This window comes from Paraburkholderia sp. BGA-UO-ETr-F12, from assembly GCF_059567945.1.
On record NZ_JCAQOZ010000066.1, the window covers coordinates 242,168 to 257,472 of the forward strand.

Below are 15,305 nucleotides of genomic sequence, written 5' to 3' on the forward strand. Positions count from 1 at the left end.
AGCCGCAACCAGCACAGTACATGCAGTAAGTGCAGCGGGCGCGAGAGACGCCATTGAATTGCATCACTACAGGTGTTCAACATGGATAACCCACACGATCAGTCCGCAGCGAAGGATCAACCGCAACCGGCGCAGCCGTTCGACCGCCGCTCCGGCGGCCCGGTCGAGCGGCTGATTTTCAATCACCGCGCGCTCATCGTGATCGTCTGCGTGTTTCTGACGGCGCTATTCGGCGTGCGCGCGACACGTCTGGAAGTCAACGCGAACTTCCTGAACATGATTCCGCAGTCGCATCCGTTCGTGCGCAACTATCTCGACAATGCCGCTTCGCTGCGCTCGCTCGGCAACTCGTTGCGGATCTCGGTCGAAAACACCAAAGGCTCGATCTACGACGCCGACTATCTGCGCACGCTGCAGAAAATCAACGACAAGGTTTTCCTGATGCGCGGCGTGGACCGCGCGTATATGAAGTCGCTATGGACGCCCTCGGTACGCTGGACCGAAATCACCGAGGACGGCTTTCGCGGCGGCCCGGTCATGCCCGATTCCTACGACGGCTCCACGAAAAGCCTCGATGAACTGCGCCGCAACGTGGCGCGGGCCGGCATCGGCGGCTCGGTGGTTGCCAACAACGAACGTTCGAGCGTGGTGTTCGTGCCTTTGCTCGACAAGGACCCGGCTACCGGCGCACCGCTGAACTATCGCGAGTTGTCGCACGATCTGGAAAAACAGATCCGTTCGCTCGAAACGCCCAACGTCAAGATTCACATTGTCGGCTTTGCGAAGCTGGCGGGCGATCTGATCGACGGTCTCGACGGCGTGCTGATTTACTTCGGTATTTCCGCGCTGATCGCCGCGCTCGCGCTTTACGCCTACACCCGCTGCCTGCGCAGCACGGGTCTGGTCGTGCTGTGCTCGGCCGCCGCTGTGATCTGGCAGCTCGGCATCGTGCAGTGGCTCGGTTTTTCGATCGACCCCTATTCGATTCTCGTGCCGTTCCTTGTCTTCGCCATCGGCGTCTCGCACGGTGCGCAGAAAATGAACGGCATTACCCGCGACGTCGCACGCGGCGTTCATCGCTATGCAGCCGCCCGCCACACGTTCCGCCGCCTGTTCCTCGCCGGCCTGACAGCCTTGCTGGCCGACGTGGTCGGCTTCGCGGTGCTGATGATCATCGACGTGCCGGTGATCCGCAATCTCGCGCTCGCTGCCAGCATCGGCGTGGGCGTGCTGATCTTCACGAACCTCGTGCTGCTGCCGGTGCTGTTGTCGTACACGGGCGTGAGCCGTTCCGCGGTGCGCCGCGCGCGCCTGAGTGCCGATCCGCAAGCAAAGCGCGGTTTCGTGGTGCGCGGCTACCAGGCCTTCGACCGCTTTTCCACGCGCCGCTGGGCCATTGGCGCGATGGTCGGCGCGCTGCTGCTGTTCGTCGGCGGTTTTGCGATCAGCACGCATCTGCAGGTGGGCGACCTCGATTCCGGCGCGCCGGAACTCAAGACGAACTCGCGCTACAACCGCGACAACGCGTTCATCAACCAGCACTACAACCTGTCGAGCGATGTCTTCGCCGTGATCGTCAAGACGCCGGCCGGTGGCGTGGAGAGCTACCCTACCCTGACCGAGATGGACCGCCTCGAAGCGAAGCTGCGCGAGACCGAAGGCGTGCGCGGCACGGTGTCGGCGGCCAGCGTGGTGCGGCAATACACGGCCGGCAACTTCGAAGGCTCGCCCAAGTGGCTGACGTTGAACCGCGATCCGTTCGTCTCCGGTGACGCGTTTTCCAACGTCGTGGTGGCCATGCCCGAGCTGACCAACGCCGACCGGACAGTCGCACCGCTACTGGTCTTCCTGAGCGACCACAAGGCCGAGACGCTGACGCGCGTGGTGCAAGTGGTGAACGATTTCGCCGCCGCGCATGACACCCCCGAGCGGCATTTCCTGCTCGCCGCGGGGTCGGCCGGCATCGACGCGGCGACCAATATCGTGGTCGAGCAGGCCAATCGCGAGATGCTGCTGCTGGTCTACGCGTCGGTGGCGATCCTCTGCTTCATCACCTTCCGTACGTGGCGCGCCGTGGTGGTCGCGCTGATTCCGCTGATGCTCACCTCGGTGTTGTGCGAAGCGTTGATGGTGCTGCTCGGCATCGGCGTGAAGGTCGCCACGCTGCCGGTGATCGCACTCGGCGTGGGGATCGGCGTCGACTACGCGCTCTATCTGCTCTCCGTACAACTCGCGCGGCAACGCGCCGGCGCCACGCTGCGCGAGGCCTACCGCGACGCACTGATGTTCACCGGCAAGGTGGTGATGCTGGTCGGCTTCACACTCGCGGGTGGCGTGGTCACATGGGTCTGGTCGCCGATCAAATTCCAGGCCGACATGGGCATCCTGCTCACCTTCATGTTCCTGTGGAACATGGTCGGCGCCCTCGTGCTGATTCCGGCGCTCTCCTATTTCCTGCTGCGACCGAAGGCCGAGCGCCTGCGCGGCGGCTCCGGCACCGAGCCGGCCGAGGCCGCGCAACCCGTCAACGCCACCTCCGCCACTCGCCTGCGCGCCGCCGCACCCGTGCCTCGCCAGGCGTCCTGACACGCCGTTCATCCAACACCTTTTGGAGATTCACCGATATGTTCGATCTGCTAATGACCGCCGACATGATGGTTCCGGACCCGGACGGAATGACCGAACTGCTGGTCAGCAAGCTGGGGATTCACAAACATCCGAACTGGCGCCAGGCGTTCGACAACCATCCGTACATCGCCCATTTTCTGCGCGTGCACAAGTCGCTGGCGGTGGCGCCGACGCGCATCGAGCCGCAAGTGCATCTGGATCGGCCGAACCCCGGCGACCCGTCGTTCCATCATTTTCTGAAGAGCCTCGAAGCATTTCAGGGCAAGCATCGGCCCATCCTCACGCATTCGATCGTGGTGGCGGCGCACGGCCCGAAGTTCGAACAGACCGTCGAGCGTCTGATGCGCCGCCGCCTGCCGTTCCGGATGGCGCAGCGCACGCCGGAAATGCCCTTCGACCGTCTGTGGGTCGGCGTGACACCTGAGCGCCCCGAGTACGAACCTTCCGTGGACGGCGGCCTGTGCATCGAGATCATGCCGATGGAGCCGCTGCAACTGCCGCCCGAAACGTTCGCGACGCCCGCGCCGCAACCACGCGATCTGCAACCGGGCCAACTGGTGCGCGTCACCGCTCGTGGCTTTCTCGTGCGCGATCTCGACGACACGCTGCGTCGCTGCTCGGCAAATCTCGACTGGGAGCCGGTCGGCGCAGTGGAAATGCTGGTCGGCGAAGGCTACCGGCGCGCGCGCATGGGCTTCACGCTGCCCAACAGCGCGTCGCTCGACGTGCTCGAGGCGACCCGCTGGGACGGCGCGGCAGGCCGCTATCTGAATAGCTGGGGGCCGGGCCCGTATTTCGTGCGAATCGCAGTGAACGGCCTGCAAGTCAAGGCCGAAGAACTGAAGGCGCGCGGTATCGGCTTCGACTGGGTCGAATCGTCCGAGGCCGTGGGCGGCCGTTCGCTGATTCGCATCCATCCCGCGGAGCTCGACGGGCAGTTGTTCGAGTTCGAAGAATTTCAGGCGCCCCGCTAAATGCTGACTACCCACGAGGGGACCTCCACCATGAATGGGCTGACGATCAACCCTACCGTGCGCATCGAGCGCAGCGGCAAGACCGCATGGATCGTGCTGAACCGGCCGGAACAGATCAACGCGATCAATGACGAAATCCGCCGTGGCGTGCCGCAGGCGCTGCAGCTCCTCGACTCCGATCCCGACGTTCACGTGATCGTGCTGCGCGGTGAGGGCCCGCGCGGCTTCTGCGCGGGCGCGGACATCAAGGAAAAGCGCGGCTCCGAGTCGTCGCTGCAAGTGCGGCGGCGCATGGAACGCTCGCGCTGGATCGAGGCGCTCGATCAGGTCCAGAAGCCGGTGCTCGCCGCGCTGCACGGCTTTTGCATGGGCGGCGGGCTGGAGATCGCGCTCGCCTGCGATATCCGCTTCGCGTCACCCGATACCCTGCTTGCGTTGCCGGAAACCGGCCTTGGCCTGATTCCGGGCGGCGGCGGCACGCAACGTCTCGCGCGGGTGGTCGGCCACGGCCGCGCACTCGACATGCTCCTGACCGGCGACCGGATGAGCGCGCAGCAAGCAAAGGAAATCGGACTCGTCACGCGGATTTCGGCGACGCCCGAGAGCCTGATCGCCGAAGTGCAAACGCTGGCGGACCGGCTTGCCGCGAAATCGCCGGCGGCCACAATCTACGTCAAGCAGGCGGCGCGCGCCGCGCTCGAACTCGATCTGCGCCGCGGCCTGGATCGCGAGCTCGATCTTTTCGCGCTGCTCGCCCCGAGCGACGACGTGAAGGAAGCCGCGCTTGCCTTCAAGGAAAAGCGCACCCCTGTTTTCACTGGAGACTGAGCAGATGACTAGCGATATCGGCGGTTCTGGAGGAACTGGCACGACGCAAACGACGGCCGGCAAACTCGCAGGCAAGGTCGCGATCGTCACCGGCGCGGGCGGCGGCCTCGGCGCGGCCTGCGCCCGTGGCCTCGCGGCACAGGGCGCGCGCGTAGCCGTGGTGGATATCAACGGCGAGGCCGCGGTGGCGGTGGCCGCATCGATTGGTGAACGGGCGCTGGGCCTGCGCACCGACGTCTCGTCCGAGGCCGAGGTCAAGGCGATGATCGCGGCGGTGCTGGAGCATTTTGGACGCATCGACATCCTGCACAACAACGCGGCCGTGCTCGACGCCGCGCAGCGCAGCGGCGACCGCGATGTGTGCAACGTCGAAGTCGAAGCATGGGATCGCGCGATGGCGGTCAATCTGCGCGGCCCGATGCTGTGTTCGAAGCACGCGATTCCCGCTATGCTCAAGGTGGGCGGCGGCTCGATCATTCATGCGTCGTCCGGTTTCGGCGCGCAGGGCGATTTCACCTTGAGCGCGTATGCGGCTTCGAAGGCCGGCTTGACGATTCTGAGCAAGTCGATTGCCGCGCAGTACGGCAAGCAGGGGATCCGCTCGAACACGATCCAGATCGGTCTCGTGGTCGCGGAGAACGGTGGCGCGCATCCACTGCCTGACGATATCAAGGCGGTGATTCTCGACGGCCACCTGACGCCTTATCTCGGCGAACCGAAGCACGTGGCGGACGTGGTGTGCTTCCTCGCGTCGGACGAAGCCGCCTTCATCACCGGCGCAACCCTGCCCGTCGATGGCGGCTTCACCAGCCATGCGCCGACTCTGGCGCCAATGCGTGCGCTGTTCGCCGCGCGCGGTAGAGAAGCATATTGAGCGCGCAACCGTCGTCTCAGGCGCTGCCGGTTTTCGATACGTCCATTGCGCAGAGGCAGACCGCCGGCAAGCCGACTATCGTACTGGTGCACGGTGGCCAGCATAGCGGTGCCTGCTGGCAGCCCACCGTCGACGCGTTGCGCGCGCGCGATCCTTCAGCACGGGTACTCGCCGTCGATCTGCCCGGCCATGGTAACGAACCGGGCAACCTGGCGACGCTGACCATCGCGCAATGCGTCGAGAGCGTGACGGCGCAGATCCTCGCGACGCGGCCTGAGCGGGTGATGCTGGTCGGTCATTCGATGGCGGGAATTACGTTACCCGGTGTGGCTGCACGGCTCGGGTCCGCGCTCGTGCAACGGATGGTTTTCATCGCCTGCTGCATCCCGCCTGACGGCAAGACGGTGCTCGATACGCTGCACGCGCCGATGAACGTGATCGCGTCGCGAGCCGCACGGCGCACCGCCGTCAGTGCGCCGTTCCCCGCGTTCATTGCGCGTTGGGTATTTGCCAACGGCATGACGCGGGAGCAGAAGCAACGCGTCGTGGCAGGTCTGTGCGCCGAAAGCACCCGGGTGACGACCGAACCGGTCGATCGCTCGGCATTGCCGCGCGTGCCGATGAGCTGGGTACTCACGCAACGCGACCGCGCGTTGCGGCCGAAGGTGCAACGCGAATTCATCGGCAACCTGGGCGGCGTGGACGAAGTGATCGAACTCGATACCTGCCATAACGCCATGATCAGCGAGCCGGTGAAGCTGGCGGAGATTCTGTTGAGCCGGTGCTGAGCATGACGAGCCGCTCTTCTCGCGGCTCTTGCTGCTCATTGCATGGGCTGGACAGGAGCAGCACGCCTCATACTTCGGTGGTGCCGCAACTCGCTAACGCGTGGGCCAGGTTTGCCCGCATACGATGCAAAAGCCCCATCAACATTTCACGCTCGCGAGCATCGAAGCCGGCTAACGCTTCGTCCGCAATCCGGTCGCCGACATCCAGAACCTGGACAAGCGCTGTCCGTGCTTTCCGGGTCGTTTTCACGCAGTAAGCCCGCCGGTCGCTGGCATCCGCCGCCCGTATCACCCAGCCGCCTTTGGCCATTCTGTCCAACAGCCTCGTCAACGAAATCGGCGAAATCTCCAGCGTCTCGGCGAGCCTCGCCTGATTCGTCTCGCCATACCAGGACAGGTAGGCCAGCACGCGGCTCTGCGCACGCGTCAAGCCGAGGCTCGCCTTGGCCCGTTCATCGAAAAGCCGGCCGCACAGCCGGCCCGCGTCCGTGATCAGAAAGCCCAAGCGGTTGTCGTAGCCTTTGTCCATGCCGGCGATTATACGAGCCAGATCCCTATAATGTGAACACACATTTGATATGTGTCTCAATTACAATAAGCACGCTTATCAATCTTGCGCGCTATGCGACTGGGACCTCTACCTTATGGCAGCCAACTCACCGGCCACGGCATCGGCTCAACCGCCGCAACCCGGCGCGGCGCTCAACCGGCCGCTCATCACCGTATCGATCATGCTGGCCACGCTGATGCAATCGCTCGACAGCACGATCGCCAACGTGGCGCTGCCGCATATGCAGGGCGCGCTGTCCGCGTCGCAGGACGAAATCACCTGGGTTCTCACCTCGTATATCGTGTCCGCGGCGATCGCCACGCCGCTCACCGGCTGGCTTGCCACCCGCTTCGGCGTGAAGCATCTGCTGGCTGCGTCGATCACGGGCTTCACCATCGCTTCCGGCCTCTGCGGTCTGGCGGACTCGCTGCCGCAGATCATCATCGCGCGGTTGCTGCAAGGAATCTTCGGCGCCTCGCTGGTGCCGCTGTCGCAATCCATCCTGCTCGATATCAACCCGCGCGAAAAGCAGGGCCAGGCAATGGCCGTGTGGGGCATGGGCGTGATGGTCGGGCCGATTCTCGGGCCCACGCTCGGCGGCTGGCTGACCGAAAGCTATAACTGGCGCTGGGTGTTCTTCATCAATCTGCCGGTGGGCGCGTTCGCGCTGTTCGGCACGCTCGCCTATTTGCCGGAAAACCGTCGCAAGCTAGGCGAGCGCTTCGATTTTTTCGGCTTCGCCACCCTGAGTCTGGCCGTCGGCGCATTGCAGGCGCTCCTCGATCGCGGCGAGCAGCTCGACTGGTTCAGTTCGATGGAAATCCGCGCCGAAACGCTGGTGGCCGTTATCAGTTTTGCCTTCTTCATTGCCCATACGGCGACCGCGGGCCCGCGCTCTTTCTTCCGCTATCAGTTGTTGAAGGACCGCAATTTCGTCACGGGCGTGTTCTTCATCTTCGTGGTCGGCGCCGTAATGTACGCCACACGCGCACTCCTGCCGCCGATGTTGCAATCGCTGATGAATTACGATGCCGCCACCGCGGGTCTAGTCAGTGCGCCGAGCGGCGTCGGCACGATGATCGCCATGATGGTCGTGGGCCGTCTGATCGGCCGGTTCGACGTGCGTGTGCTACTCGTCACCGGCTTTCTGATCTCGGCGTTCGCGCTGTGGCAGATGACGCACTACTCGCTGGTGTTGTCGCAGTCGGATATTGTCTGGCCGGGCGTGGTGCAGGGATTCGGCCTGGGCCTCGTGTTCGTGCCCCTCAGTTCCGTCACCTTCTCCACCCTGTCCAGCGAACTGCGCAGCGACGGCACCGCGATCTACAGCCTGATGCGCAACATCGGCAGCAGCATCGGAATTTCGGTGGTCCAGACCTTCATCACGCGCAACACTCAGGTGGCGCATGCATCGCTCGTCGCGCACGTGTCGGTGTACGACCCCGTGGTGCAGAGCCAGGTCGATCTGCATTCGCCGGGCGCGATTGCGCTGCTGGATATGCAGATCACCCAGCAGGCCGCGATGATCGCGTATATCGACGACTTCAAGCTGATGTTCATCGCTACCCTGCTGGTGATTCCCTTGCTGGCCATCATCCGCCCGGCCCGCCGCTCGCGCGCTTCGCCTGCGGACGCGCATGTAGCGATGGACTAGCACGCATACGCGGCGAACTTTGCTGCGTTTTATCTGTACATTTATCTGTATTCTGTTTAAATTATAAAAAACAGACACCACCCGGCGGGCGAGCCATTGCTGGGCCCCGACATGAGGAGACATATGCAGATCGACCTGAGCAGCAAGCGCGTGATCGTCACCGGCGCATCACGCGGAATCGGCCGCGCAATCGCGCGGGCCTTTGCGGCCGAGGGCGCGCGCGTCGCCATTTGTGCGCGCACCAGCGCCGACCTTGAAGCCGTTGCGGAAGACCTGAAAGCGCGCGGCGCGGCGGCCGTGATCGCGCATTCGGTCGACGTGACCGATACCGAAGGCGTCAAACAGTTCGTGGAACAGGTGGCGCAAAGCTGGGGCGGCGTCGACGTGCTGATCAACAATGCCGGCCAGGGTCGCGGCGGCAACCTCGAAACGCTGACGCCCGAACAGATCCTCGAACACGCCAACATTCTGCAAATGGGGCATTTCCGCTTCGTGCAGGCAGTGGTGCCGCATATGCGCAAGCAACGCTGGGGCCGCATCATCGAGATCAACGCACTTGCGGGCGTCGTGCCGACACCGGACGGCATTCCGTCGGTCGTCAATCGCGCGGCCTGCGTGGCGATGTCGAAATCGCTCGGCATGTCGCTCGCGAAAGACAACATCCTCGTCAACACCCTGAACATGGGCTGGATCGACACGGGCCAATGGGACCGCCACTATCGCGAGATGCCACCCGGCTGCACGCGTGAGGAGTTCGACAAGATGGTGCTGAAGGTCGTGCCGATCGGCCGCTTCGGCAAACCGGAAGACGTCGCGGGCATGGCGCTGTTTCTGTCGAGCGATTACGCGAGTTTCATCAGCGCGGCATCGATCGATATCGCCGGCGGCATGGGCGGCCAGATTGCGTACTATCCGACGCTCAAACGCGATTTCTACGAAGCAGTGAAGGCGCGCGGCGAGGCCGCAGTCGAGCAGTAAGCGGGCGGGAACGCCACCACGCAACGGCGGCGCCCTTCTTTCAGCACACTGTATGCCATGACGAACGACATCGCCCGCCTCGCGCGGGCGCTTGTCCATCCGCCCCGGGAGTCCTGCTTGCCCACCGTCCTCACGCCCCAGACGCGGCAAAGCGCGTCCACCTCAGCGGCCACTTCAGCGTCAGCCGGCGCAACACCCATTTATCCGTCGGCCCGTTATGCCGGGTACGTCATCGCCGTGCTCTTCGCAGCCACGTTGCTGTCTCAGCTTGACCGTCAACTGCCCGCGCTGCTGGTGCGTCCTTTGCGCAAAGAGTTCGGCATCTCGGATACGGCATTCAGCCTGCTGCAGGGCTATGCGTTCGCGATCTTTTACACGCTGGCCGGTTTGCCGCTTGGCCGCCTCGTGGATCGTGGCAACCGTCGCAATCTGATCTTTGTCGCGTTGCTGTTCTGGGGGGCGGCCACCGCGCTATTCGCGTTCGGCCAGAGTTACACGCACCTGCTGCTCGCACGGGTCGGGGTTGGCATTGGCGAAGCGGTGCTCGCGCCGGCCGCCTATTCGCTGATCGCCGACTGCTTTACGCCAACGCAGCGTGGCCGGGCGATCGCCATCTATTACGTCTCGATTGCGATCGGTTCAGGTGCGTCGTTACTGCTCGGCGGCTGGTTGCTGGCCACGATTCCGCCGCACGGTCTGGCGATTGCCGGTATCGGCAGCGTGCCGGCATGGCGCCTCGCGTTTGTCGCGGCGGCGTTGCCCGCCGCGCCGCTCGCCTTGCTGTTGCTGCTGACGGTGCGCGAGCCGGCGCGTCAGGAAGTGGCGGTGGCAAGTACCGGAATGGAGACGGACGAGAACGCTTCCATCAGCGATTTCGTGCGTTATCTGCGCCTGCATGCCGCCACGTTTTTCCGTGTGCTGACGTACCCGGCCTTGCTGTCGATCATCGGCTATGGCGCGCTTGCCTGGGCACCCGCGTTGTTCGAACGTAACTTCGGGATGCCGCCGATGCACTCAGGGCCCGTACTCGGTCTCATCATTGCCATTGCAGGTGCGGGCGGCACCCTGGCGTGCGGTTTTCTCAGCGATGCATGGATGGCGCGCGGCGTGACGGCGGCACGCTTTCGCGTCGCACTGCTCGGCTCGGCGGTATTCGCGCTGCCGTGCGTGCTGTGGCCGCTGATGCCGGACGCCCGTCTCGCGTTCGCGCTGCTGTTCGTCAGCGTGTTCGGCCTCGGCATTGCCCAATCGGCGGCGCCCGCGGCGATTCAGGCGGTCGCGCCCAACCGCATGCGGGGCCAGGCTATCGCCGTGTATCTGCTGCTCGCGGGATTGCTGGGTATCGGACTGGGGCCGACCGCCGTCGCGCTCGTTACCGATCATGTGTTTCATCGCGACGGCGCTTTGGGCTATGCAGTAGCATGCACGGCGGCCCCCGCAGCACTGTTTGGATTGTGGTTGATTGGCTCGGGCATCAAGCCCTATGCGCGAACGCTCGCCGCTTTGCTCGATGCGCAACAGCGTCGGTAAATGAAAACGGCGGCCGGGCATGAGTGCTGAGCCGCCGTGCGATTACGATGCTTCGCTTGCCTCATGCACGGATCAATCGCACTCGTCTATTCACCGCGCCCCAACCGGCCAATAGCGCGCATCGGCGAGAGTACCCGCTTCGCTCCGATCCGGTTGCGCAGCACACCGATGCGCTCGATCTGCGCTTCGATCACGTCCCCCGGTTGCAGGAAGCGGCCGTCTTCGAGCCCTACCCCGCATGTCGAGCCGGTGAAGACCAGATCGCCCGGACGCAAGGCAATGCGTGCATCCACATAGTTCAGCAATTCGTCGACCGGAAAAATCATCTGGTCGGTCGTATCGTGCTGACGCTCCTCGCCGTTGATACGCAAGCTCAGCGTTACGCACGGCTGGCCAGGGCCACCGAACTCATCGAGTGTGGTGATCCACGGCCCGATCGGCGCTGTGCTGTCGAGCGCTTTCTGCGTGAACAGGTCGAGCGAACCGAGCTGCTTGCCGGCATCCCGCGCGCTGATGTCGTTGCCCACCGTATAGCCGAGCAAGCACGCGCTCGCCTGCGGCTCGTCGCCGAACGCACGCGCGACGACCGCCACCAGTTCGACTTCGTAATCGAGCTGATTGGTCACGGCAGGATACTGAATCTCGCCGCCCGGCGGCACCAGCGCCGATGCCGGCTTGATATAGGCAAGCGTATGCGGCGGCGCCTGCTTGCGGCCGAGCCGCACCAGATGCGACAGATAGTTCAGACCCACACCGAACACGCGAGCCCCGGGATTGACCGGTGGACACAGCTGCAATTCGGCGAGCGGCAAACGGCGTGCATCCAGTTCGAGCGCCGCGTCCCCCTGGTCCGCGACCACCGGCGCCCATACCTCGAAGGGCGCGCGAATGCGCTGCACTTCGCGCGCGCTTTCATCGACCTGAGCCCAGAAACACTCGCCCGCCGCGTCGCGGACTCTCGCGAGCTTCACGATTCGGCCAACTGACGTCTGGCGGCGAGAATCGCGAGACCCTCGGCATCCATCACTTCTTCCGGCGTGCGCACGCTGGGACCCAGAATCGGGCCGACCAGCTCGTGGCCCCACGTGCTCAGTTTTTCCGGATTCAACTCAAAGCCGTCACCGTGCCAGGGCTCGAGTTCGGTGATGATCTCGAATGCGAAACCGCCCGGCGAGAAGTGATAGAACGACACGTGCGGGTCTTGCGTGTGCTGGCCGAGTGTCATCATCATCGGTAGCTTGCGCTGCCTGACGATGTCGTAGGTCTCGCCCACATCGCGCAAATTGTTCACGAAGAGCCCGATGTGCTGGATGCCCATCTTGTTCGGCCCGAGGCCGTATGCAATGTCGTGACTCGTACTGGTGTTCAGTTTCGAGCGATAGAACGCGGTCTTGCCCTTGCCCGCTCCGGCGCCGTAGTAGTGAAAGCCCATCACCACGGTCAGGAAGTGTTCGAGCTCCAGCGGAAACTCCGGCGTGATCACTACGATGTGGCCGAGACCTCGCGCGCCGGCATTGAAGCCGCCGTGCGGACGGCCTGGAATGAACGAGCGCGGCATCCATTTCTGCGCGTAGAACAGTTCATGCTGATAGCCGACCGGATCGCGAAAACGCACCACGTCGCGCACGCCTCGCAGTTCCGCGTCGCCCTGCGTTACTTCAACACCCGCTTCGCGCAGCCGCGCGACAGCCGCCTGAAATTCGAGCTTGCCGCGCGCTTCCCAGCCGATATACGCGAGCCGGTCGACCTTGCCCGGATGAAACGCGAAGCGGTGACGCCGGTCGTCCATCCGGAAGTACAGCGAATCGCGATCCGCTTCTGGCGACGCGCCGATTTGCAAACCCAATACTTCGGGGCCGTACGTGCGCCACTCATCCATGTTGGCTGTCTCGAAGCCGAGGTAGCCGATGCCGATAATATCCACGACGTCTCCTGATAGGGTGATCTGTCAGGCATGCGTTGCGCCGTTACAGCGCGAGCATGCCGCCGTCCACGACGATGTCGGTGCCGGTGATGTACGAGGCTTCGTCCGATGCCACGAACAAAGCTGCGGCGACGATTTCTTCCGCTTCGCCGGCGCGTTCCATCGGGATGCCGGCGAGCAGCATCGAACGCGTGGCCGGGTTATCGAGGAACGGCCTGGTGCCGGGTGTGACGACCACACCCGGGCTGATGCTCACGGCGCGAATCCGGTGTTTGACGCCTTCCACGGCGAGTTGCCGCGTGAGGGCAACCACGCCGGCCTTCGCTGCCGAATGCGCACCGATACCGGTCGCCGCCGAGGCGCCCCAGGCCGCCACCGACGAGATATTGACGATCACGCCGCCTCGTTCCGCGAGATGGCGCCACGCAAAGCGCGTCGGATAGAACACGATGTCCAGTTCATTGCGCAGCGTGTAGCGCCAGTCGTCCACCGACATCTCGCTGACCGGACCGAAGCGCGCCGCCGACGCGTTGTTGTACAGAATGTCGATGCGCCCGTAAGTGGCAATCGCGTCTTCAATCCACGCCTGGGCGCCTTGTGGATCGCCCAGATCGACGCTGCCCATGCCGGCCATGTCGAGGCCCTCGCCGTGCAGCAGTGCGAGGGTTTCCTGCTGCGCCGCCGCGTTCAGATCGCAGCCGAACACCCTGGCGCCTTCCCGTGCGAAGCGCAGCGCGGCTGCCCTGCCCTGGCCGCCGCCGGTGCCGCTGATCAGCGCGACCTTTCCTTCGAGCCGTCCCATATGATGCGTTCTCCGGTTGGCTCAGCCCGCGATCGCTTCGACGCTCAGCGCCTCGGCGGGACAGGCGGCCGCGCCTTCGCGTGCGTCAGCCTCGAGTTCGGCGGGAATCGTCTCCGCTTCGAGATAAACGAGGCCGTCCTGATCGAGCTTATAGACCTGCGGACACAGTTGCGCGCACAGGCCATACCCGCAGCAGCGGCTCCGATCGGCGCTTACGCGCAGCACCACTGATGCCTTGATTTCCGAATTCATGTCTCCTCCTTTGGACGCTTGGCCATCCAGGGCCATTGGCTGGAAATTATATGCACAGATTTTATGATTGTGTTTATTTTATGGTCCGGGTTGACCCTGGCTGCAAGAGTAGATGGAGGTCGTGGGCCGTCGATTATCGAAGCGGCGATCGCGCCGGTTTGATCGGGTAAGCCACTATGAACAAAGGCTTTGCGCCGGGACTATTCTGGCTACAGAATATAATCACTGCCCGTAGAACGATTCCGGAGCGCTTCCGGAACACCGTGAACACCCTTTGGCGCCGCGTTTCTTACGGGCGAGAATAGAAAATGAACGGCACGTGCCAGTGCCCGGACGGCAACCAAGAGACCGCCACCCATGACGACAAAGAAGAACACTGCTGCAAGCGAGTCCGTAGGAACCCGAGCGAGCGTGGCGCGCCGCTCCGCTGATCCAGCGCCGAAAAGCCGTGGCGCAACGAGCGCAGTTACGGTAAAGCCCGTTGCGAATGCAATCCGTATCCTGCGTTATCTCACCCAGACAGGTGCGCCGGAGCGAGCCGCTGACATCGCACGGCATCTGTCGATCAATCCGAGCACCTGCTTCAATATTCTGCGCACACTCGTCGCCGAGGACGTGGTCGATTTCAACGCATTGTCGAAAACGTATTCGGCAGGCCTCGGGTTAGCGCGACTGGTCGAGCAGCTGGTCACGCAGGGGCAGCGGCTGCAACTGGCCGCGCCGCTGATGCAGGATCTTGCCGCGGAGTTCGGCGTCACCGTGACCTTGTGGCGCCGGCTCGGCGCGGACCGGATCGTGCTGGTGAGCTCCGAATCGAGTCCGACGGATTTGCACATCGATATGCCGGCCGGCCAGCGGCTGCCCATTCTGATGGGGGCCAGCGGACGCCTGTTCGCCGCGCGCCTCGGGCTCACCGATGAGCAGTTGCGGGAGGAATTTGAACAGTTGCGCTGGGCGCGGCCCATCTCGCTCGAGACCTATTTGCGCGAGGTGAATCGCGCGCGGCGGCGCGGCTGGGCCAGTGACGATGGGTACTTCGCTACCGGCGTGATGGCGATTGCCGCTGCTGTCTGCGACAAGAGCGACAACATCGCGTTTACCGTCTCTACGGTCATGATTCGAGGTGATCGCGGCGAGGCGCAAGTGGATGCGCTTGGCGAGGCGGTTCGCGATCTGGCTCACCGGCTTGAGTCGGTCCTGTTCTGATTCCGTATTTGCGCGAGGTGTAGGGGTTCGAGTCCCCTCCCCGCGTCACCTTCGCCTCTAACGGCACTTTCCGCACGCAAACTCAACACAAACTCAGCGCAAACTCAGCGCAGCCCCTGCGCCGCGAACGCGCCGACAGCGCACGCCGTTCGCGAAAAATCCCCTCATCCTTCTCCCTGTAAACCCTAAAAAAGCTGCGCCGACGGCTTTTAAGTGAACATTATCGTTGATTGTGTTCAACTTGTTATCTACTATCTCAATACCAACTCGCTCCAAACCCGGCTCGCCGAATCGCAGGTGAGCCCTTCACTACGGGG

General features: G+C 63.8%; 14 protein-coding genes. 9 read left to right on the forward strand and 5 right to left on the reverse strand.

All coding sequences use genetic code 11. From position 1 onward, the window contains the following. Positions 1-81 precede the first annotated feature (81 nt). The 5 genes from AC57B6_RS34660 to AC57B6_RS34680 are packed head-to-tail and all read left to right on the forward strand — an operon-like array spanning position 82 to position 6,092. Positions 82-2,586 (forward strand): efflux RND transporter permease subunit, encoded by a 2,505-nt coding sequence (locus tag AC57B6_RS34660; RefSeq protein WP_496423027.1) that lies wholly within the window; start codon positions 82-84, stop codon positions 2,584-2,586. Positions 2,587-2,624: 38 nt separating this feature from the next. Beyond that, positions 2,625-3,602 carry a VOC family protein gene (locus AC57B6_RS34665; RefSeq protein WP_496423028.1) on the forward strand — a complete coding sequence of 326 codons (978 nt, stop codon included), beginning with the start codon at positions 2,625-2,627 and terminating at the stop codon, positions 3,600-3,602. Continuing rightward, positions 3,603-4,430 (forward strand): enoyl-CoA hydratase/isomerase family protein, encoded by an 828-nt coding sequence (locus AC57B6_RS34670; RefSeq protein ID WP_253045625.1) that lies wholly within the window; start codon positions 3,603-3,605, stop codon positions 4,428-4,430. A gap of 4 nt (positions 4,431-4,434) precedes the next feature. Beyond that, positions 4,435-5,304 (forward strand): SDR family NAD(P)-dependent oxidoreductase, encoded by an 870-nt coding sequence (locus AC57B6_RS34675; RefSeq protein WP_042275783.1) that lies wholly within the window; start codon positions 4,435-4,437, stop codon positions 5,302-5,304. After that, entirely contained in the window at positions 5,301-6,092 is a 792-nt protein-coding gene (locus AC57B6_RS34680) for an alpha/beta fold hydrolase (RefSeq protein ID WP_218623397.1), read from the forward strand. Before AC57B6_RS34675 ends, AC57B6_RS34680 begins: the two co-directional genes overlap by 4 nt. A gap of 67 nt (positions 6,093-6,159) precedes the next feature. Here the strand turns inward: AC57B6_RS34680 and AC57B6_RS34685 are convergent, their stop codons facing one another. Then, positions 6,160-6,621: a MarR family winged helix-turn-helix transcriptional regulator gene (locus AC57B6_RS34685; RefSeq protein ID WP_106355020.1), complete on the reverse strand. Its 462-nt coding sequence runs from the start codon at positions 6,619-6,621 to the stop codon at positions 6,160-6,162. A 115-nt stretch (positions 6,622-6,736) separates the two neighbouring features. On the opposite strand from AC57B6_RS34685, the gene AC57B6_RS34690 reads away from it, so the two are divergent. From AC57B6_RS34690 to AC57B6_RS34700, 3 genes are all read left to right on the forward strand, one after another. Continuing rightward, entirely contained in the window at positions 6,737-8,296 is a 1,560-nt protein-coding gene (locus tag AC57B6_RS34690) for a DHA2 family efflux MFS transporter permease subunit (RefSeq protein WP_278498756.1), read from the forward strand. A 123-nt stretch (positions 8,297-8,419) separates the two neighbouring features. After that, positions 8,420-9,274, forward strand: a complete 855-nt coding sequence (locus AC57B6_RS34695) for an SDR family oxidoreductase (protein ID WP_028198129.1) — start codon at positions 8,420-8,422, stop codon at positions 9,272-9,274. A gap of 117 nt (positions 9,275-9,391) precedes the next feature. After that, a complete protein-coding gene (locus AC57B6_RS34700; RefSeq protein WP_496423029.1) occupies positions 9,392-10,804 on the forward strand; it encodes an MFS transporter in 1,413 nt (470 codons plus the stop codon). An 86-nt stretch (positions 10,805-10,890) separates the two neighbouring features. Here AC57B6_RS34700 and AC57B6_RS34705 read toward each other — a convergent pair whose 3' ends face one another. Genes AC57B6_RS34705 through AC57B6_RS34720 form a run of 4 tightly spaced genes read right to left on the reverse strand, consistent with a single transcriptional unit; the run spans position 10,891 to position 13,782 of the window. Beyond that, positions 10,891-11,775 (reverse strand): fumarylacetoacetate hydrolase family protein, encoded by an 885-nt coding sequence (locus tag AC57B6_RS34705; RefSeq protein ID WP_028198128.1) that lies wholly within the window; start codon positions 11,773-11,775, stop codon positions 10,891-10,893. Next, positions 11,772-12,728 carry a VOC family protein gene (locus AC57B6_RS34710; RefSeq protein WP_496423030.1) on the reverse strand — a complete coding sequence of 319 codons (957 nt, stop codon included), beginning with the start codon at positions 12,726-12,728 and terminating at the stop codon, positions 11,772-11,774. Before AC57B6_RS34710 ends, AC57B6_RS34705 begins: the two co-directional genes overlap by 4 nt. 43 nt (positions 12,729-12,771) lie before the next feature. Then, positions 12,772-13,530 (reverse strand): SDR family NAD(P)-dependent oxidoreductase, encoded by a 759-nt coding sequence (locus tag AC57B6_RS34715; protein ID WP_046569613.1) that lies wholly within the window; start codon positions 13,528-13,530, stop codon positions 12,772-12,774. Between the two features lie 21 nt (positions 13,531-13,551). Then, positions 13,552-13,782, reverse strand: a complete 231-nt coding sequence (locus AC57B6_RS34720; protein ID WP_028198125.1) for a ferredoxin — start codon at positions 13,780-13,782, stop codon at positions 13,552-13,554. A gap of 357 nt (positions 13,783-14,139) precedes the next feature. Between AC57B6_RS34720 and AC57B6_RS34725 the strand changes: the two genes are divergently transcribed. Beyond that, entirely contained in the window at positions 14,140-14,988 is an 849-nt protein-coding gene (locus tag AC57B6_RS34725; protein ID WP_081923097.1) for an IclR family transcriptional regulator, read from the forward strand. The last annotated feature ends 317 nt before the right edge of the window (positions 14,989-15,305 follow it).